Genomic DNA, 19255 nt, shown 5'->3' on the forward strand with positions numbered 1-19255 from the left:
CGCGGGCGCTTGCCCACCGGGAGGCGAATCCGGCACTCCGCCGTCAAAGGTGCGCGGTGGCGGGTGGGGCGGCGGGTGCCCTGGGGGCTCGGTGACTTGCTTGGGTACGGGATGTGCAGATTCCCTGAAGTCGGAATTCCGCTCGCCGATCGGAACAGACCGTTACTGAACGATCGCTGAACGTGTCAGCCCAGGAGGGCGTACACCGTGCTCGCCCGCGCCGCGAGCCCACCTGACTCCTCGTCGGTCATCGTGATGTCCGCGAACGCCATCCGGCGGCCCAGTTTGGTGAGCACCGCCTCGATCAGTACGTCCGAGCCCGTGACCGACCGCTGGAAGGACGTCGACTGCTGCACCGTCGTCATCGGCACGAACCCGTCGCGCGCGGCGGCGACGGCGATCACGGTGGCGGTGTCGGCGGCGGCCATCAACGCCTGCCCCGACAGCCCGCCACCCTCCCGCGCCAACCGCTCCGACCAGGGCAACCGCAACACGACCCGCCCCTCCCCGACCACCTCGGCCACCAGCCCGAGCTCGAGCACCCAGGGAGCGAAGTTGGCGGCGAGGATCTTGTCGGCCTCGGCGGGCGTCAGCGTCATGGGGCGGATTGTTCCCTGCCGAGAGCTGCGCCACACGGGGAGCCGGCCGAATGGGGCCCGGTCCCTTTGCGCGGCAGCGCCGTCGTGTCGCTCTGCAAACACCCGTCGCCAACTCACCTGAACGCATTCGCTGTTGCGTCCGTACCTTCTGCCACCAGGCGCCCCGACCGGCTGCCGTACGGCGGCAGCGACCCCGTCCTCAGGAGGGCGAGAAGTTTGAGTCACAAGCGAATTCCGAAGCGCAAGGCCGCGATAGCCGTGGGCGGTGTCGCCGCACTCGGTGCGGCCGCGCTGCTGCTGCCGAACGCCAACGCGTCCCAGGACGACGCGGCAGGCGACGCCGGTGCCCCCAGGACCCTGAAGGCGGGCGACGCCTCGAATCTCGCCGCACAGCTGCAGAACCTGCTCGGCGACTCCCTGGCCGGTACGTACTACGACAGCGCCAGGCAGCGGCTGGTCGTCAACGTGGCGAACGGCGACGCCGACGCGATGGCTCAGGCGACGAAGGCGGGCGCGGCCGTCCGCCAGGTCGACAACAGCACCTCCGAACTCGCGGCCGCCGCCAGGACCCTGCGCACCAAGGCGGCCATCCCCGGCACCTCCTGGGCCGTCGACCCCCGCACCGACAAGGTCCTCGTCACCGCCGACCGCACGGTCACCGGCGCCGACTGGAACCGGCTGGAGTCGACCGTGCGGAGCCTCGGCTCCGGCATGGCGACCCTCAAGAAGTCCTCCGGCACCTTCAAGACCTTCGTGTCGGGAGGCGATGCCATCTTCGCCCAGGCCGGCGGCGGCACCGCCCGCTGCTCCCTCGGCTTCAACGTCACCGCGTCCGACGGCAGCCCCGCCTTCCTGACGGCGGGTCACTGCGGCGTCGCGGCCAAGGAGTGGGCCGACTCCGAGTCCGGACAGCCCATCGCCACCGTCGACCAGGCCACCTTCCCCGGCGAGGGCGACTTCTCCCTCGTCAAGTACGACGACCCGGCCACCGAGGCGCCGAGCGAGATCAACGCGGGGAACGGGCAGAGCGTCGCGATCAACCAGGCCGCGGAGGCCACCGTCGGCGCGACCGTCCTGCGGATGGGCTCCACGACCGGCCTGCACGACGGCACGGTCACCGGCCTCGACGCCACCGTCAACTTCCAGAGCGAGACCGACCCGAGCGGCGTCGACACCGTCACCGGCCTCATCCAGACCGACGTCTGCGCCGAACCCGGCGACAGCGGCGGCCCGTTGTTCACCCAGGACGGCAACGCGATCGGCCTCACCTCCGGCGGCAGCGGCGACTGCACCAGCGGAGGCGAGACCTTCTTCCAGCCGGTGACGGCCGCCCTGGAGGCGACCGGCGCGACCCTCGGCGCCGACGCGGGCGGCAACGGCGGCGCAGCGGGCGACGACGGTGCCGGGGTCGGCGACGGGGCGGGAGCGGGCGATGAGCAGGCCGGCGGTGACCAGGCCGGCGGCGCCGAGGACCCGGCAGCTCCGGGCGACGACGGCCAGGCCGGCGCCGGCGCCGGCGAGCAGAGCGGCGCGGGCGACGACGCGTCCGGCACCGGCATGGACGACGGCCCCGCGCTCACCGGAACCCGCTGAGACCGGGCGGCGCGGCGCTCACTCCTCCTCCATCGCCCGCAGCAGCAGGAGAGCCACGTCGTCGGCCCGCTGACCGTCCACCGCCGCGCCGTGCAGGACGAGTTGGTCGGCCAGTTCCTCCAGGGGCAGGTCCCCGGCCTCGGCGAGCACCTCGCCGAGGCCGGCCACGGCTTCCTCGATGTCCACGCCGGGGGACTCGACCAGGCCGTCGGTGTAGAGCGTGAGCAGCGAGCCGGGGGCGAAGCCGATGTCCGTCGTCGGGTACGTCGCCTCCGGGTCGATGCCGAGCAGCGGGCCGCCGGCCAGGTCCAGGACCCGTACCCGCCCGTCCGGCCGGCGCAGCAGCGGCGGCGGATGCCCCGCGCGCGCCATCACGGCCCGCTCCCGCGACGGGTCGAACCGCAGATACAGACAGCTCGCGAACAGATCGACATCGAGGTCGACGAGCAGCCGGTTGGTGTTGTTCATGACCTCCCCCGGCGCCTGCCCGCCGGTCGTGAAGGCCCGTACCCCGGTACGGATCTGCCCCATCAGCCCGGCCGCGGTCACGTTGTGCCCCTGGACGTCCCCGATCACCGCCGCGGGCCGCGGCCGGGTCGGCACCAGGTCGTAGAAGTCGCCGCCGATCTCCATGCCCTGAGTGGCCGGCAGATAGCGCGCGGCCGCCTCGATGCCGGGCAGCCGGGGCAGCGAGCGCGGCAGCAGCGCCTGCTGGAGGCCGTGCGCCACCTGGTGCTTGGCGTCGTAGAGTCGCGCCCGCTCCAGAGCCAGCGCGATCATCCCGCCCAGGCTCGTCAGCACGGCCCGCTCGTCCGCAGGGAAGGAGCGGGGCTGTTCGTAGGCGAGCACCCAGGTCCCCACCGGCCGCCCCGACGCCACCAGCGGCAGATAAGCCCAGGCCGCGAACCCGTCCTCGGGCCGCTGCTTCACGTGCGGATACAGCCGCTCCAGCTGCTGCCGTGAGTCGAAGAACGCCGGTACGCCGGTGCTCAGCACCTGGGTGCCCGGGGTCCGGTCGGTCAGCGCGATGCCGTGGAACCACTCGATGACCCGGCGGTCCTCGTACCCCCGGTGCCCGAGCACGTGCAGCCGGCCGCCCTGCGACCCGAGGAGCATCAGGGCCTGGCTGCCCACCGAGGGCGCGATCTCGTCGGCGATCAGCTGCACCACGTCGTCCACCCCGACCGCCTCGGTCAGCGATCCGGCCAGGCTCAGCAGCTGCGTGATGGTGACCAGCCGGGACGGCCCCGAGGCGGCGGGCCGTGCCGCCTCCCGCGCCATGTCCGTCACCGCGCGGGCCCGGCTGACGCGCACGGTCAGCCCGGTCGTGTCCGGGTACAGCCGGAACGACAGCCAGTCGCCCGGCGGACGCAGCGCCACGAACGACGTGACGTGCTGGCTGATCAGCGCGGCCCGGTAACGGTCCTCGTACATCGGGTCGTTGAGCCAGGGCACAGCGGCCCACACATGGGTGCCGAGCAGCTCGCCGAGCGTGGTGCCGAGCAGTTCGGCGGCCGCGGCGTTGGCGAAGCCGACCCGGCCGTGCAGGTCGAGCGAGATCACCCCGTACGGCAGCCGGGCCACCAGCCGCGCCGCCTCCAGCGAGCCGACCGTGCCCATGACCCTGGGCGCCCCCGCCGACGCGGGCGCCGAGAGCAGGTCCGGCTCGGGAAGCATCGGGTGGCGTTCGCCCGCGGTCCGCTCCAGCCGGAGCGCGAGCCGGTCGCAGGCCGCTTTCAGCTGGCGGCGTTCGCGTTCGGACAGCTCCGGCGGGTGCGAGCCGGGCCAGGTGACGAAGACCGCGCCGTGCACCGTCTCCTCGGTCATCACCGGCAGCGCGGCCAGCGAGAAGGGGTACGGCAGGACCATCGCCACGCGCGGGAAGCGCCGCGCCATGTCCTCCTGGCCGCTCACCCACACCAGCCGCCGCCGGCGCACCGCCTCGGCCACCGGGATCGGCGTGCTCAGCCCCACCCGCTCCCACGGCGCGGCGAACACCCGGGGGAGTCCCGCCATCACCGCCATCTCCAGCACCCGCTCGCCGGGCGACAGCAGATACACGGCACCGGAGTGGGCGTGGACGTCCTCCATCATCGCCGCCAGTGCCAGGGACAGCAGCGGACGGCCCGTCCGCGCCCCTGCGGCGGCCGACGTCCGCGCGGACGTCTGCCCCTCGGACACGCCGACCACCTCCTCGCCCGGCCGCGCGTCACAGCTCCAGGGGTCAAGACTCCCTCGGGGCGGCTCCCGGCGCACGGCGAGCACGAGCCCCGGTGTGGCGTGGGCGGGCCGTGCAATCCGGCGTGTCGGTGCCTTTCGGGCGCGTTCCGCGGTGTCGGGCCCGTCCCGGTCTTCACAAGTCGCCGTCACAGGGGCTGCGCAGTCGGCTCTCAAGCGCTGTAATGGCGGTCGTGGCCAGTGAGGGCGCTGCGATACGCAGAACGAGAGCTGAGCGCGCCGCATGCGCCCTCAAGAGGCTCATCGGCGAGCCGCCCGCGCCCGAGCGGTCGCGCCGCGTCCTCGAACAGGCACTGGTCCTCGCACGCGCCTCCTTTGCCGGCCTGTACACGGCCGGCGATGAACGGCTCCGGCTCACCAAGTCCGCGGGACTGCCGCGCACCCTGTACGGGCTGCGCGACGGCTACGCCGCGTCGGGCCGGTCCGCGCCCGCCGAGGCCCACCGCACCGCAAAGCCTGTCTGGCACGGCCCCGAGGAACTCGCCTCCTGCCCCGACGCGTGGCGCACCCCGCTGCCCGACTTCTTCGTGGCCGCCCTCCCGGTGCGCACCGGCAACGGCTGCCTCGTCGCCGTGTCCGAGGAGCCCGGCGGCTTCGACCCCGAGGACCGCGCGTGCCTCGCGCTGATCGCCGACGCCCTCACCCCGCCCGCCCCCGCCCCCGCCCGCGCCGCCGACCTCGGGGAGCTGCCCGCCGACGCCTTCAGCCTGGCCATGGACACCGGCCGGGTCGCGGTCGGCGCCGGCATCCTCGGCCTGTTCGGCATCGGCCGCGCCGCGTTCGACGGCGACGTCGAGACCCTGCTCCGCCTCACCGTGCCCGAGGACCTGCCCGCGCTGATGTCCGTCGTCGAGCCCGACCACACGTCGCTCGGCGAGCGCGAGCTGGAGTTCCGCGTGCTCCAGCCCTCCGGGGCGCCCAAGTGGCTGAGGCTGCGCGGACGGCTGCTGCCCGGCGACGAGGGCGCGCCCGCCCGCCTCGTCGGCACCGTCGCCGACGCCGCCACGCTGCGCTCCGACGTCACCGACGTGGCCCGCGTCCAGCGCCTGGCCGCGCCTCCCTCGCCACCGCGGGCACCGTCAAGGACGTCGGCCACGCCGTCGTCACCGCCCTGCGCGGGCCGCTCCGGGCCGACCGGATCGCGCTGGCCGAGCTGGAAGGGGACCGGCTCGTCGTCACCGTCCTCGACCCGCCCGAACCCGAGACCTGGCCCGAGGTGTGGCGCACCGAGTGGCGCACCGAATGGCCCGACGCCCCCGTGCGCGCCATGCCCACCCTCGCCGCCGCCCTGAACGAGGGCCGCGCCCGGATATGGCCGCCGGCGCCACCCTGGAACCCGCCCTCGCCGAGGTCGGCCCCGGCGGCCTCGCCGTCCTGCCGCTGCCCGCCGCGGGCCGCATGGCCGGCGCCTGCCTCATCGGCTGGGACCGCCCGCACGACTTCGGCCCCGACGAACGCGCCCTGCTCACCGCCTGCGCGGGCCTCGCCGGACAGGCCCTCATGCGCGCCCGCGCCTTCGACGCCGAGCATGAGCTGGTCGCCATGCTCCAGCGCACCCTCCTGCCGCGCCGCCTGCCCGAACTGCCCGGAGCGGAGGCCGTCGCCCGCTATCTGCCCACCACCTCGGGACTGGAGGTCGGCGGCGACTGGTACGACGTCATCCCGCTGTCCGACAACCACGTCGCCCTGGTCATCGGCGACGTCCAGGGCCACAACGCCGGCGCCGCCACGCTCATGGGCCAGATGCGCACCGCACTGCGCGCCTACGCCGCCGAGGGGCACCCGCCGGACGTCGTCGTCTCCCACGCCAACCGCCTCCTCGTCGAGATGGAGACCGGCCTCTTCGCCACCTGCGCGTACGTCGACGTCGACATGGAGGAGGGCTCCGCCTGGTGCGTGCGCGCCGGACACCTGCCGCCGGTGCTGCGCCACGCTGACGGCCGTACGGAGATCGTCGCCGCGGAGGGCGGGCCGCCGCTCGGCGTTCTCGCCCAGGCCGACTTCCCCATGACCCCGCTGCGGCTCCAGCCCGGCACCGTGATCGCGCTGACCACGGACGGCCTGGTGGAGTCGCCCGAGGACGACATCGACACCGGCATGGACCGGCTCGCCCGCGACCTGTCCGGCGGCGACCCCGCCCAGCTCAGCCTGGTCGCCGACGCCGTGCTCGGCCAGGCCCGCCGCGGCGACGACGTCGCCCTGCTGCTGATGCGCTACGACGGCATGGCCGTACGTCCCCTGCGCGAGAGCTGGACGGTGTGGCGCGTCCCGGAGGCCGTCGCCCACGCCCGCCGCTTCACCCGCCGTGCCCTGCGCGCCTGGGACGTGCCCGAGGACCAGGCCGACTCCGTCCTCCTCGTCGTCTCCGAGCTGGTCACCAACGCCCTCGTGCACGCCGCCGGTGAGGTCCGCCTCGACCTCACCCGGGTCAACCACCGGCTGCGCGTGGCCGTCGCCGACGGCTCGCCCCGCACCCCCGTCAGGCCCACCACCATCTGCTGGGAGGCCACCGGCGGCCGGGGCATCCTCCTCGTGGAGGCCATGTCGGCGGCCTGGGGCACGGTCCCGGTGAGCGGCGGCAAACAGGTGTGGGCCGACATCGTGGACGACGGCTGACCGCCACACGGGTACGGGTGCCGGCCGTCCTGGCAGGTCGTGACGGCTGCCGGCGACCACCGCGCCTAGGGTCCTTGCCGTGTCACACACCTTCGAAGAACTCGTGGCGAAGCAACGCGCGACCGACGCGGCCCACGAGCTGGTCCAGCAGCTGAGGGACACGTACGGCCCCCCGGCCCAGGGGGATCTGACGGGCACCCAGGCGGAGACGTACGAGACCGCCCTGCGCGCTTGGCGCGACCTGGCCCGCGACCTCCAGACCGCGGTGAGCGACTACGCGAGAGACCAGAGCCGCCCCCGCCCCGAGGTCGAGGCCGAGGTGGAACGGGCGGCGACGGAACCGGACGAGACGTGACCCGACGGGTACCGTGACCCCATGGGGGTTTCTCTCCTGCTGATGTCCGACACCCACGTCCCGCAGCGTGCCAAAGGGCTGCCAGAGCAGCTTCTGGCCGAACTCCCGGGCGCCGACGTGGTGATCCACGCCGGGGACTGGGTCGACACCGCCACCCTCGACCTGCTGGAGAGCCGCAGCCGGCGGCTCATCGGGGTGTACGGCAACAACGACGGTCCTGATCTGCGCGCCCGGCTTCCCGAGGTCGCCCGTGCCGAACTGGGCGGGCTGCGCTTCGGGGTCGTCCACGAGACCGGACCGGCCGAGGGGCGCGAGGCGCGCTGCGCCGACCGCTTTCCCGACCTCGACGTCCTGGTCTTCGGGCACAGCCACATCCCGTGGGACACCACCACGCCCACCGGACTGCGGCTGCTCAACCCCGGCTCACCGACCGACCGCCGACGCCAGCCCCACCGCACGTACATGACCGCCACGGTCGCGGGCGGCGCGCTCACGGACGTCGTGCTGACGGCGCTGCCGACGCGCTGACCCCGCTCAGCGGATCCCCGTGTCGCCGTTGAGGAGGGCCTCTCCCAGGGGGCTGAGCGCGTGCAGGACGGCACTGCCGGTGCGGGTGGTCGTGATCAGGCCGGCGTTGCGCAGAACGGTGGTGTGCTGGCTGGCGGACGGCAGGGAGACGCCGACGCGCTCGGCGACCGTGGTGGTGGTGGCCGGGTGACGTAGGGCGGCCAGGACGGTCGCGCGGGTACGGCCGAGCAGCGGGCCGAGGGCGTCCGCGCCCCCGGCGGACGGATCTCCGGCGTGCATGGGGTAGATCAGCACGGCCGGCTCCTCGGTCCGGTACATCAGCCCGGGACCGCCGAAGTACGAGGGCAGGAGCACCAGGCCCCGGCCGCAGAGCGGCACCTCGATGTCGTGCGGGCCGGGCCACGGTATGTGCAGGACGGGCGGCTCCCAGCGCCAGCGGGTGCCGAGCGTGGCCAGGAGGCCGTCGACGCCGCCGCGCAGCAGCGTCTCGGCCCGCAGCGCCCGGTCCGCCGCGGCGCCGGCCAGGACCTGCGGCCACAACTCGGCCAGACAGGAGTCGAAGTAGCGCCGCAGGTCCGCGGCCAGCCCCTGACGTGCCCCCGACGTACCCTCGGCCAGTTCCCGCACCCGCCGGTTGGGGCGCAGATGAGCGGCCAACTCGCCGATGTCCGCCGCAAGTTGCTCGGTGGGCGTCTGTACGGCCCGTTCCACGCCGGTGTCGAAGGCGTCCGCCAGCTGGAACAGGAAGTCGGGCAGGAACTTCTCCTGCGGGACCAGGTCCAGGAGGATGCCGGCCCGGTCCCTCGCGCCGGCGCGGGTTCGCCGGTGCCACTGTTCCAGGCCGTGGCGCGTCCCGTGCCCGCTGGTCGGCCGGGCGCGCAGGCGGCGCACGCTGAGCGTGACCTCCTGTAACGCGTCGGGGGCGATGAGCGTGACCCTGCGCAGGTCGGCCGGGGTGAAATGGAGGCGCATCACAGCGACCGATCCTGGCCCCGCCAGGCCCTTTTGGCCAGAGCTGAAAGGCATGGCGCCACGAATATTCCCCGCCCCACACTGTCCGTCGGCAGTCCGGCTCAGCCCGGACCGACGGACCGAAAGGGAGGGGCGACGTTGAAGCTCTGGAAGAAGACGGCAACCGCCGTCGCCATGGTGGGTGTGATCGCGGGACTCGCCGTCACGGGCTCCGGGCCCGCCTCGGCCGAGGCGCAGCGGGCCGCGTACACGAGACAGGCGCTCGGGGCCGGACTGACCCGGACGCAGGCGGACCGGCTCCAGCGCAGTGTCGACGCCTACCGGGCGGGCAACCTGGACGCCCGTCAGGTCTCGGCCAACAAGCTCACGATCCCGGGCGGTTCGCTGACGCTGCCCGCACCGGGCCAGAAGACGGCGCGTGACCTGGCCGCCGCGACCTCCGCGCCGTCGTGCAGCAGCGGCCACCTGTGCATCGTGGACGGCCGGGGCTACCGCTACGACTACTACTACTGCGGCGAGGCGTACCCCTTCGACGGTATCGGGGCCGGGACGTTCAACAACAACCAGACCTGGTTCACCAAGGCCAAGTTCCTCAACTCCAACCTCACCACCCGCTGGACGAACACCGCGAAGGACACCGGTACCGCCGACTGGACGCCGGTCTACTACGTCATCGCATGCGACGGCTGAGGCAGGAGGCCGCTGTGAGACCGAGAATCACTGCGATGATCGCGGCCGGCGCCACCGCCGTGGCGCTCGCCCTGGCCGGATCGGGACCGGTATCAGCCGCGCCCGCCACCGCTGCCGCCAAGAAGGGAAGCGGCGAGATGACCACGCTCGCGAGCGAGACGTACCGGAACCAGAAGTACGGCGCCTACATGAGCGTCGGGTTCAGCGGCGGCCTCTACTTCCCGAACCTCTCCTACAAGGCCAACTACTGGAACGTACGCGTGTGGAACGACGGGACGCGGCGCCTGCAGAACGTCTACACGCTCAAGTGCCTGTACGGATACTCCGACACCGTGTGGCTGACCGACACGTGCGACTCCAGCACCAACGAGAGCTGGTGGGTCAAGCGCTGGGCCGACGGAACCATCAGGTTCCAGAACCAGGCCACCGGGCTGTGCATGAAGGGGACCGCCGACTACGGGGTCGACATGGCCACGTGCGACTCCAGCATGGAACAGAGCTGGTACTGAGCCGGGCCTGAACCGGTACGGAGCCAGGGTATGCCGGCTACCGGCGCCACGGCGCGCGACGGGCCCGGGGCCGCCTGAGACGCCGTACGAACCAGAACACCACGGCCGGCACAGCCAGCGCCGCGGCCACCCCCGCGGCGCGCTTGGCCAGGGGAACCGCGGCCGCCCGCAGGAGGTCGACCGGCTGCGGTTCCTCCCCGGCGAAGGCGTCCGGCTCTTCCCAGGCGAACGGCTGGGGTTCCTCCGCCCCGATCGGGCCGAGGGCCTCGTCCGTCGGGGCGGGGGCTTCGGCTGACGGGGCGGGGGATGGCGCCGGCGGGGCGGCCGGCTCGGCGGGGCGTTCGCTCAGCTGCCGGGCCAGGCAGTCCGCGAACCGCCCCACCAGCCGGTCGCCCGCCTCCGACATGTCCCCGCGCCCGAACCGCGCCGGACGGCTGGTCACCGTCAGGTCGGTGTGCACCGACACCGCCGTCGCGCCGTCGCGTTCGGTGAGGGTGCTGGTGACCGTCGCGCGCGCCGTGTCCTGGCCCCGTGTCTCCCGGGCGCCGGCGACCAGCACCATCCGGTGCGCGGAGTCGTCCTGCTCCTGGAAGACGGCGGCGCCCCGGTAGTTCACGGTGATCGGGCCCACCTCGACCTCCACGGAGGCCGTCACGGTCTCGCCGTCGTACTCCTCCACCGTCGCCCCCGGCAGGCACCGCACGACGCGCTCGATGTCGAGGAGCGCCCGCCAGGCGTCCTCGACCGGCACGGGGACGGTGAACTCGTGGTGCAGCTCCATGACAACCTCCTCGTGCTCACAGGGGCCGGTGGATGGCCCCGGCGGTCGCGGAGAGCGGCGCTCCGGTGCCGCCCCAGCGCAGCGCGACGATCTCGGCGGCGACGGACACGGCGACCTCCTCGGGCGTACGGGCGCCCAGGTCGAGCCCGACCGGTGAGCGCAGCCGGGACAGCTCGGCGTCCGTGATCCCGGCCTCGGCGAGCCGCTTGTACCGCTCGTCGTGCGTACGGCGGCTGCCCATCGCCCCGATGTAGGCGGCCGGGCGGCGCAGCGCCTCCTCCAGCAGCGGCACGTCGAACTTCGGGTCGTGGGTGAGCACGCAGATCACCGCGCGCTCGTCGGTGTCCGTGCCCCGCAGATAGCGGTGCGGCCAGTCGACGACGACCTCGACCCCCGGCGGGAAGCGCTTGGCGGTGGCGAAGACCGGGCGCGCGTCGCACACGGTGACCCGGTATCCGAGGAAGTCGCCGATCCGGGCGACCGCGGCCGCGTAGTCGATGGCGCCGAAGACCAGCATCCGCGGGGGCGGCGCGAAGGAGTGGAAGAAGACCGTGACAGCGTCCTCGCGGCGCTCACCGCGCGGGCCGTAGTGCCTGAGCCCCGTGGCGCCGAGGGCCAGTTCGCCGCGCGCGTCAGCGGTGGCCGCGACGTCCAGGCCGGTCGTGCCCAGCGTGCCGGACACCTTCTCCGGCCAGACGGCCAGCGTGGCCCCCCGCGGCGCCGGTCCCTCGACCACGGTGGCCACGGTCACCGGCTCGCCCCGCGCGACCGATGCGGCCACCGCGCCGAACGCGGGATCGGACTCGGGCGTCACCGGCCGTACCAGCAACGTGAGTTCACCCCCGCACGTGAGGCCCACCGCGAACGCGTCCTCGTCGCTGTAGCCGAAGGTCTCCAGCGTCGCCTCGCCGCTCGCCACGACCTCGTGCGCGAGCTCGAACACCGCCCCCTCCACACAGCCCCCGGACACACTCCCCACGACCTCGTCGTCCGGACCGACCGCCATGGCCGCCCCGGGACCGCGCGGCGCGCTGCGGCTGACGGCGACGACCGTGGCGAGCCCGAACGGCACGCCGGCCGCGTACCAGCGGTTCAGCGCCGGCAGAATCTCACGCACGTTCCACTCCTCTCGGCAAGGAGTCCGGGAAAGCCCCCGGTCAGACAGGTCACCCGGCACCCCGGCCGCTACGTCACTCTATGGCGGCTGCCCGGTCGCGGCGAATGCTGCGGCGCCCTTTCGTTGAACGTTGATTCATCGCCTGGGAACGAGCCGCGTCCAGCTCCACCGCACGATCGAGACGTACCGCGAGATGTGAATCTGACGATACGTCAACTCGCTGACTGGACTGCTCGGGTGGACCACGTCCGACGCGGCGCCCCGGAGGCGGTCGTGAGCTCCTCGTGCCCTCGACCATGAGCGGCATGCTCAGCAGATTCGCAGCGGTAGGCGACCCCCGTCGACGGGGCGTGGTGGGTGCACTCCTGACGGTATGTCTGCTCGTGGGCGGCGTGCCGGGCGCCGAGCCCGCGGCGGCCGGCACGCCGCGGCCCCGCGCCGATCAGTCCACGATCTCGCAGGACAACTACCGCACCGGCTGGGACGCCAACGAGCCGGGCCTCGCCCCCGGCCAGGTCTCCAGCTCCGACTTCGGGCAGCAGTTCTCCACCACCGTGGACGGACAGGTCTACGCCCAGCCGCTGGTCGTCGGCAGGACGGTCGTCGTGGCCACCGAGAACAACAAGGTGTACGGGCTGAACTCGGCGAGCGGCGCGATCAACTGGACCAGGAACATGGGCGCCCCCTGGCCCGCCTCGGCCATCGGCTGCGGTGACCTGACCCCCAACATCGGCGTCACCTCGACCCCGGTGCACGACCCGGCCACCGGCACCGTCTACCTGGTCGCGAAGGTCAACGACGGCGCCGACACCCAGCACCCCAACTGGTACGTCCACGCCCTCGACGCCACCACCGGCGCCGAGCGCAGCGGCTGGCCGGTGAAGGTGGCGGGCGCACCGGTGAACGACCCGAGCCACCCCTTCAACGCGTTCACCGCGAACCAGCGCCCCGGCCTGCTCCTCATGGGCGGCTCGGTCTACGTCGGCTTCGCCTCCCACTGCGACCGCAACCCGTACGTCGGCTACGTCCTGGGCGTCGACACCGCCACCCGCAGGACCACCCTGTGGGCCACCGAGGACTCCGCCGCCAACGGGATGGCCGGCATCTGGCAGAGCGGCGGCGGCCTGGTCTCCGACGGGCCGGGACGGATCCTGTTCACCACCGGCAACGGCATCTCCCCGGCCCCGGGCCCCGGTTCGCGGCCGCCGGGCCAGCTGGCCGAGTCCGTCGTCCGCCTCGGTGTCAACAGCGACGGCACGATGTCCGCGCAGGACTTCTTCAGCCCCTCCAACGCCCCCGTCCTCGACCAGAACGACACCGACCTGGGCTCCGGCGGCCCGGTCGCCCTGCCCGGCCCGCCCTTCGGCACCGGCGCGCACCCCCACCTGCTGGTGCAGATCGGCAAGGACGGCCGGCTGTTCCTGCTGGACCGCGACGACCTCGGCGGCCGCAGCCAGGGCAGCGGCGGCACCGACAAGGTCCTGGGCACCTTCGGACCGTACGAGGGCGTCTGGGGACACCCCGGGGCGTACGGCGGCGAGGGCGGCTACGTCTACACCATCGGCAGCGGCGGCCCGCTGCGTGCCTTCAAGTACGGCGTCTCCGGCACCGGACTGCCCGCGCTCAGCAACACCGGGTCCAGCACCGCGCGGTTCGGCTACACCTCCGGCTCGCCCGTCATCACCTCCACCGGCACCACACCAGGCTCCGCCGTCGTCTGGGCGGTCGCCGCCGACGGCTCCAACGGCGCGAACGGGCAGTTGCGCGCGTACGACGCCGTACCGGCGAACGGCACGCTCAAGATGCTGTGGTCCGCGCCGATCGGTACCGCCGCCAAGTTCTCGGTGCCGGCCACCGACGGCGGTCGCGTCTACGTCGGTACCCGCGACGGGCACGTCCTGGCCTTCGGCCGGCCCTCCAACGCCGCGCTGATCGGCGACACGGTGGACTTCGGCCAGGTCGCCGTGGGCGACACCGGCCGGGCCACGGCCACGGTGACGGCGACCCGGGACGTGACGATCGACGCGGTGCGCACCCCGGCGGGCGGCCCGTTCTCCGCCGCGCCCACCGGACTGCCCCGCACCCTGCACACCGGCGACAGCTACTCGGTGCCGGTCTCCTTCGCGCCGACCGCGCCCGGACCGGTCAACTCCGTCCTCACCTTCGCCACGAACGCCGGCGACAGCAACCTCGGACTGACCGGGTACGGCACCGCCGCGGGCCTGGTCGCCACCCCGTCCGACCTCGCCTTCGGCACGGTGGCCACCCGCACCACCAAGACCCTCGGCGTCAGCTTCACCAACACCGGCACCGAGCCGGAGACCATCACGGCGAGCGCGGCGCCGGGCGCCCCCTTCAGCGCCTCCGGACTGCCCGCCGACGGCACCGTGATCCAGCCCCAGCAGTCCGTGACCGTGCAGGTGACGTACGCCCCGACAGCCGCCGGCGACCATACCGGGACCCTGTCGGTCACCGGGAGCGGCAAAACCACCACCGTGCGGCTCACCGGCACCGCGGTGACCGGCGAGGCACGGCTGACCATCACCCCGGCCTCGACCGACTTCGGTCCGGTGCAGGTCGGTCACTCGGTCACGAAGACCTTCGACATCAGCAACAGCGGCAACATCCCGCTGACCATCACCAAGGCCAAGGCGCCCGCGGCCCCCTTCCAGGTCAGCAACCCGATCAACGAGGGCCAGGTCATCGGCCCCGACGACGTGGTGCACCAGTCGGTCACCTTCTCGCCGACCGCCGTCGGCGCGGCGAGCGGCCTCTACGAGCTCACCTCCGACGACGGACACGGCCCGCGGAACGAGACCCTCACCGGCACCGGGACCGCGGGCACCGGGGTCTCCCTCCCGGCACCCGGCGCCGGCGGCTGGAAGCTCAACGGATCGGCCCGGCTGTCCGGCGGCGACCTCCAGCTCACCCAGGCGTCCGCGAACCAGGCGGGCTCCGCGGTCTTCCCGGTCCCCGTGCTCACCGACGGTCTCAACGCCGCCTTCACCACGGTCATCGGCGGCGGCACCGGCGCCGACGGACTGACCTTCAGCCTGCTGGACCCGGCCAGGGCCACGCCGAGCGCGCTGGGCGCCGCCGGCGGCGGGCTCGGCTGGAGCGGGCAGCCCGGGGTGGCGGTCACCCTCGACACCTACCGCAACCCGGGCGACCCGTCCGCGAACTTCGTGGGCATCGCCACCGCGGGGACCGGCGCGTCGCTGACGTACGCCTCGACCACGACCGCCGTGCCGAACCTGCGCTCCGGCCCGCACGCGGTCGGCGTCTCGGTCAGCGGGACCACCCTCACCGTCTCGATGGACGGCATCCGGCTGCTCAGGACGACGGTGCCGTCGCTGCCCCCGACGGCCTACGTCGCCTTCACCGGCGGTACGGGCGGCGCGACCGACATCCACACCGTGCGGAACGTGAACGTCACCGCCCCCTCGTACGCCGTGCCGCCGCCTGGGCCCAACGGCTGGACGTACAACGGCACCGCCGCCCTGTCCGGCACCAGCCTGGTGCTCACCCCGGCCGTGTCGGCCGTGACGTCCGCGAGGGGAACGGGCGTCCAGGGCACCGCGGTGCCCTCGGCCCGGCTGCGGGCCCGCTTCAGGGCCACCATCGGCGGCGGCACCGGCGCCGACGGGCTCGCCCTCCTGCTGCTCGACGCGTCCCGGGCGACCCCGACCTCGCTGGGCGCGGGCGGCGGCGGTCTCGGCTACGCGGGGCTGCCGGGCGTGGCCGTCACCCTGGACACCCACAGGAACGGCAGTGAACCGTCGGGCAACTTCGTCGGGGTGGCCACGGGCGGCACGACGCTGCCGACCTATACGGCCACCTCGACCGCCGTGCCCGACCTGCGCTCCGGCACGCACGCCCTCGACGTGTCCGTGACCACTGCCGGGCACCTGGTGGTGCGCATCGACGGCACACAGGTCATCGACAAGGCGGTGGCCCTGCCCCGGAACGTGCTGGTCGGATTCGGCGGTGCCACCGGGAGCGCGACGGACAAGCACACCGTCGACGGCGTCCGCGTCACCTACTGAGAACCCAGGGGAGAGCCCATGCGTATCCGTGCACTGACCGGCCGCCCGTTCGGCGCCGCCGCGGCCGTAGCGGCCGTCGTCGCGTGCCTCGGCGCCGCCCCCGCGGCGGCGCCGCAACCCCCGCCCCTCACGCTCATGGTCGCGGAGAGCGCCACCATGGGCCCGGTCTACACGGACCCCGACGGGCACACCGTCTACCGCTACGACCCGGAGGAAGCCACGGGAACCGTCGCCTGCCTCGGCGCCTGCACGGACACCCGCAGGCCGCTGTACGCCCGGCCCGGCACCGAACTGCGGCTGCCGCCCGGGCTCACGGGAGCCCTGGGCACCGTCACCCGGCCCGACGGGAGCGGTGAGCAGGTGACGTACGACGGCTCACCGCTCTACACCTTCACCGGCGACGGCCAGCCCGCCGACACCCGGGGTGTTGACCTGGACTGGCACGTCATCCGGCCGTAGCGACGCGCGCGCGGACGGCATCGCTCGCGAGGTCGTCCGCTACGCGTTCTCGTCCCAGGCCTGGATCATGATCTGCTCGTCGATCCTCCCGTTGCGGAGCGTGATCATCGACTCGGCGACGACGCGGGTGCCGTCCGGGTACTGGCAGGACTCGCTGTACGCGGCGCGGTCGCCCTCGACGATGCACTGGTCGAGGTGGTGCGTCATCTCGCGGCTGTAGACGTCGTCCAGCATCTCGCGGATCTCGTCGCGCCCGTGCACCACCTTGGGATGGCTCGGCTGACTGGTGTGATCGATGATCCGTATCTCCGCGTCGTCGTTGTAGAGCGACAGAAGATCCGCCGACGTGTCGCCTTCGATGCCCCGGCGCAGGGTCTCGGTGTCGAAGCTGGTGCCGTGTGCCGTGCCCATGGTGACCTCCTTGGAGGGCCCACGGCCCGATGAGGTACGGGCCGCACGAAGACCCCCTTCCTCCGAGGCTCTCCCGGCCCGGCGGCCCCGGCAAGCGCAGCCCGGCGGGTCCGCCTGACGAGTGAGCGCGGCCCGGCGCCCGTGTCCGGCCGGGGCGCGGCGGCGTTGCTGAGGACATGATCTCAACTCGACGCATCGTCGCCGCCGTCGGTCTCGCCGCGGGTGTCACGGGCTTTGCCGCACCCCTGGCGAGCGCGGCCCCCGCCGGCCCCGTGGACACCGGCAGGATCAGCCCGATCGCCACGCTCGACTCGCTGGCCGCGAGCGAACTCCCCGCGGAGCACCGGGACGAGGTCCCGCGGGTCTCCGAGCAACTGCACGGGCTGGACCGCCTCAACGAGCTGAACCAGCTGCACCAGCTGACCGACCTGGCCGCGCCGGTGACCGGGCTGCTGCCCGCCGTCACCACCTGAGCACCGCCCCAGGCACCGCGCGGTAACGGCACGACGGAGGGCCGCCCCGACCGGGCGGCCCTCCGTCGTGCCGTTACCGATCAGTCGCGCGTAGGGTCGGAGTGCAGATACACCGAGGAAGGGGCCAGGTTATGGCGCAGGAAGTACGCGGCGTGATCGCACCGGGCAAGGACGAGCCCGTACGGGTGGAGACGATCATCGTGCCGGATCCGGGACCGGGCGAAGCGGTCGTGAAGATCCAGGCCTGCGGCGTCTGCCACACCGACCTGCACTACAAACAGGGCGGTATCACCGACGAGTTCCCCTTCCTGCTCGGCCATGAGGCCGCCGGTGTCGTGGAGTCGGTCGGCGAGGGCGTCACCGAGGTCGAGCCGGGCGACTTCGTGATCCTCAACTGGCGTGCCGTGTGCGGCGACTGCCGGGCCTGCCGGCGCGGCCGCCCGTGGTACTGCTTCGACACGCACAACGCGAAGCAGAAGATGACCCTGACCGACGGCACCGAACTCACCCCGGCCCTCGGCATCGGCGCCTTCGCCGAGAAGACCCTGGTCGCCGCCGGACAGTGCACCAAGGTCGACCCGGCCGTCTCCCCGGCGGTCGCCGGTCTGCTCGGCTGCGGTGTGATGGCGGGCCTCGGTGCCGCGATCAACACCGGCAACGTCGGCCGCGGTGACACGGTCGCCGTCATCGGCTGCGGCGGTGTCGGCGACGCGGCCATCGCCGGCGCGAACCTCGCCGGGGCCGCGAAGATCATCGCCGTCGACATCGACGACCGGAAGCTGGAGACCGCCCGGAAGATGGGCGCCACCGACACGGTCAACTCCCGCGAGACCGACCCCGTCGAGGCGATCCGCTCGCTGACCGGCGGCTTCGGCGCCGACGTCGTCATCGACGCGGTCGGCCGCCCGGAGACGTACAAGCAGGCCTTCTACGCCCGTGACCTGGCCGGCACCGTCGTCCTGGTCGGCGTGCCCACTCCCGAGATGAAGCTCGAACTCCCGCTCCTGGACGTCTTCGGACGCGGCGGCGCGCTCAAGTCCTCCTGGTACGGCGACTGCCTGCCCTCCCGGGACTTCCCGATGCTGATCGACCTGCATCTGCAAGGGCGCCTGGACCTGGGGGCGTTCGTCTCCGAGACGGTCGACATCGACGAGGTGGAGGAGGCGTTCGAGCGCATGGAGAAGGGCGACGTCCTGCGATCGGTGGTGGTGCTGTGATGACCGCCCGCATCGAACGCGTCGTCACCGAGGGGCAGTTCTGCCTCGACGGCGGCACCTGGGACGTGGAGAACAACGTGTGGCTCGTCGGCGACGACGAGGAGGTGATCGTCATCGACGCCGCCCATGACGCCGACGCCATCATCGAGGCCGTCGGCGACCGGCAGCTGAAGGCGATCGTGTGCACGCACGCCCACAACGACCACATCAACGCCGTGGCCGAACTCGCCGACCGCACCGGCGCCACGATCTGGCTGCACCCGGACGACCTGCCGCTGTGGAAGCAGACACACCCCCACCGCGAACCCGACGAGCACCTCGTCGACGGCCAGGTCATCGAGGCGGCCGGCGCGGACCTGACCGTGCTGCACACGCCCGGTCACAGCCCCGGCTCGGTCTGCCTGTACGACCCCGCTCTGGAGACCGTGTTCACCGGCGACACCCTGTTCCAGGGCGGCCCCGGCGCCACCGGCCGCTCCTTCTCCCACTTCCCGACGATCATCGACTCGATCCGGGACCGGCTGCTCACCCTGCCGCCCGCGACGAAGGTGCTCACCGGCCACGGCGGCTCCACGACCATCGGCGCCGAGGCCCCGCACCTGCAGGAGTGGATCGAGCGCGGCCACTGAGACCGGGCCCGACGGTACGGGT

16 protein-coding genes and 1 pseudogene are annotated in these 19255 nt (G+C 73.2%); 11 read left to right on the forward strand and 6 right to left on the reverse strand.

The window, feature by feature from the left end; genetic code table 11:
* Positions 1-185 precede the first annotated feature (185 nt).
* Positions 186-599, reverse strand: coding sequence for a PaaI family thioesterase (locus tag QFZ74_RS28890; protein WP_307623782.1), 414 nt, complete (start codon positions 597-599; stop codon positions 186-188).
* Between the two features lie 216 nt (positions 600-815).
* Between QFZ74_RS28890 and QFZ74_RS28895 the strand changes: the two genes are divergently transcribed.
* Positions 816-2192 (forward strand): S1 family peptidase, encoded by a 1377-nt coding sequence (locus QFZ74_RS28895; RefSeq protein ID WP_307623783.1) that lies wholly within the window; start codon positions 816-818, stop codon positions 2190-2192.
* An 18-nt stretch (positions 2193-2210) separates the two neighbouring features.
* Here QFZ74_RS28895 and QFZ74_RS28900 read toward each other — a convergent pair whose 3' ends face one another.
* Entirely contained in the window at positions 2211-4382 is a 2172-nt protein-coding gene (locus QFZ74_RS28900; RefSeq protein WP_307624314.1) for a GAF domain-containing SpoIIE family protein phosphatase, read from the reverse strand.
* A gap of 212 nt (positions 4383-4594) precedes the next feature.
* Here QFZ74_RS28900 and QFZ74_RS28905 point away from each other — a divergent pair.
* The 3 genes and pseudogenes from QFZ74_RS28905 to QFZ74_RS28915 all read left to right on the forward strand — a co-directional run bounded on the left by QFZ74_RS28905 (position 4595) and on the right by QFZ74_RS28915 (position 7929).
* Positions 4595-7046 (forward strand): annotated as a pseudogene (locus tag QFZ74_RS28905) (SpoIIE family protein phosphatase).
* Positions 7047-7125: 79 nt separating this feature from the next.
* Positions 7126-7401, forward strand: coding sequence for a hypothetical protein (locus QFZ74_RS28910; RefSeq protein WP_307623784.1), 276 nt, complete (start codon positions 7126-7128; stop codon positions 7399-7401).
* A gap of 21 nt (positions 7402-7422) precedes the next feature.
* A complete protein-coding gene (locus QFZ74_RS28915) occupies positions 7423-7929 on the forward strand; it encodes a metallophosphoesterase (protein ID WP_307623785.1) in 507 nt (168 codons plus the stop codon).
* Positions 7930-7935: 6 nt separating this feature from the next.
* On the opposite strand, the gene QFZ74_RS28920 is transcribed toward QFZ74_RS28915, so the two are convergent.
* Entirely contained in the window at positions 7936-8901 is a 966-nt protein-coding gene (locus QFZ74_RS28920; RefSeq protein WP_307623786.1) for a helix-turn-helix transcriptional regulator, read from the reverse strand.
* A gap of 138 nt (positions 8902-9039) precedes the next feature.
* Between QFZ74_RS28920 and QFZ74_RS28925 the strand changes: the two genes are divergently transcribed.
* The gene (locus tag QFZ74_RS28925) at positions 9040-9591 is read left to right on the forward strand and encodes a hypothetical protein (RefSeq protein ID WP_307623787.1); all 552 of its coding nucleotides are present in this window, start codon (positions 9040-9042) and stop codon (positions 9589-9591) included.
* Positions 9592-9605: 14 nt separating this feature from the next.
* A complete protein-coding gene (locus QFZ74_RS28930) occupies positions 9606-10100 on the forward strand; it encodes a hypothetical protein (RefSeq protein ID WP_307623788.1) in 495 nt (164 codons plus the stop codon).
* Positions 10101-10137: 37 nt separating this feature from the next.
* Here QFZ74_RS28930 and QFZ74_RS28935 read toward each other — a convergent pair whose 3' ends face one another.
* A complete protein-coding gene (locus tag QFZ74_RS28935) occupies positions 10138-10881 on the reverse strand; it encodes an SRPBCC family protein (protein ID WP_307623789.1) in 744 nt (247 codons plus the stop codon).
* Positions 10882-10897: 16 nt separating this feature from the next.
* Entirely contained in the window at positions 10898-11998 is a 1101-nt protein-coding gene (locus tag QFZ74_RS28940) for an XdhC/CoxI family protein (RefSeq protein ID WP_307623790.1), read from the reverse strand.
* A gap of 305 nt (positions 11999-12303) precedes the next feature.
* Between QFZ74_RS28940 and QFZ74_RS28945 the strand changes: the two genes are divergently transcribed.
* Entirely contained in the window at positions 12304-16044 is a 3741-nt protein-coding gene (locus tag QFZ74_RS28945) for a choice-of-anchor D domain-containing protein (RefSeq protein ID WP_307623791.1), read from the forward strand.
* An 18-nt stretch (positions 16045-16062) separates the two neighbouring features.
* Entirely contained in the window at positions 16063-16503 is a 441-nt protein-coding gene (locus QFZ74_RS28950) for a hypothetical protein (protein WP_307623792.1), read from the forward strand.
* Positions 16504-16542: 39 nt separating this feature from the next.
* Here the strand turns inward: QFZ74_RS28950 and QFZ74_RS28955 are convergent, their stop codons facing one another.
* Positions 16543-16914 carry a nuclear transport factor 2 family protein gene (locus QFZ74_RS28955; protein ID WP_307623793.1) on the reverse strand — a complete coding sequence of 124 codons (372 nt, stop codon included), beginning with the start codon at positions 16912-16914 and terminating at the stop codon, positions 16543-16545.
* A gap of 176 nt (positions 16915-17090) precedes the next feature.
* Here QFZ74_RS28955 and QFZ74_RS28960 point away from each other — a divergent pair, with 176 nt between their 5' ends.
* The 3 genes from QFZ74_RS28960 to QFZ74_RS28970 all read left to right on the forward strand — a co-directional run bounded on the left by QFZ74_RS28960 (position 17091) and on the right by QFZ74_RS28970 (position 19233).
* Complete coding sequence (locus QFZ74_RS28960; protein WP_307623794.1) at positions 17091-17387, forward strand: hypothetical protein; 297 nt, start codon at positions 17091-17093, stop codon at positions 17385-17387.
* Between the two features lie 131 nt (positions 17388-17518).
* Complete coding sequence (locus QFZ74_RS28965; protein WP_307623795.1) at positions 17519-18604, forward strand: S-(hydroxymethyl)mycothiol dehydrogenase; 1086 nt, start codon at positions 17519-17521, stop codon at positions 18602-18604.
* Positions 18604-19233 (forward strand): MBL fold metallo-hydrolase, encoded by a 630-nt coding sequence (locus QFZ74_RS28970; RefSeq protein ID WP_307623796.1) that lies wholly within the window; start codon positions 18604-18606, stop codon positions 19231-19233. Before QFZ74_RS28965 ends, QFZ74_RS28970 begins: the two co-directional genes overlap by 1 nt.
* The last annotated feature ends 22 nt before the right edge of the window (positions 19234-19255 follow it).

The organism is Streptomyces sp. V3I7 (genome assembly GCF_030817495.1).
In the GTDB taxonomy this organism is placed as follows: Bacteria; Actinomycetota; Actinomycetes; order Streptomycetales; family Streptomycetaceae; genus Streptomyces.

What these genes read in the sequence shown, in the direction of transcription:
- QFZ74_RS28890 (WP_307623782.1), bottom strand. Translation starts at nt 599, where the DNA reads ATGACGCTGACGCCCGCCGAGGCCGACAAGATCCTCGCCGCCAACTTC.
- QFZ74_RS28915 (WP_307623785.1), top strand. Translation starts at nt 7,423, where the DNA reads ATGGGGGTTTCTCTCCTGCTGATGTCCGACACCCACGTCCCGCAGCGT.
- QFZ74_RS28920 (WP_307623786.1), bottom strand. Translation starts at nt 8,901, where the DNA reads ATGCGCCTCCATTTCACCCCGGCCGACCTGCGCAGGGTCACGCTCATC.
- QFZ74_RS28935 (WP_307623789.1), bottom strand. Translation starts at nt 10,881, where the DNA reads ATGGAGCTGCACCACGAGTTCACCGTCCCCGTGCCGGTCGAGGACGCC.
- QFZ74_RS28945 (WP_307623791.1), top strand. Translation starts at nt 12,304, where the DNA reads ATGCTCAGCAGATTCGCAGCGGTAGGCGACCCCCGTCGACGGGGCGTG.
- QFZ74_RS28950 (WP_307623792.1), top strand. Translation starts at nt 16,063, where the DNA reads ATGCGTATCCGTGCACTGACCGGCCGCCCGTTCGGCGCCGCCGCGGCC.
- QFZ74_RS28955 (WP_307623793.1), bottom strand. Translation starts at nt 16,914, where the DNA reads ATGGGCACGGCACACGGCACCAGCTTCGACACCGAGACCCTGCGCCGG.
- QFZ74_RS28960 (WP_307623794.1), top strand. Translation starts at nt 17,091, where the DNA reads ATGATCTCAACTCGACGCATCGTCGCCGCCGTCGGTCTCGCCGCGGGT.
- QFZ74_RS28965 (WP_307623795.1), top strand. Translation starts at nt 17,519, where the DNA reads ATGGCGCAGGAAGTACGCGGCGTGATCGCACCGGGCAAGGACGAGCCC.
- QFZ74_RS28970 (WP_307623796.1), top strand. Translation starts at nt 18,604, where the DNA reads ATGACCGCCCGCATCGAACGCGTCGTCACCGAGGGGCAGTTCTGCCTC.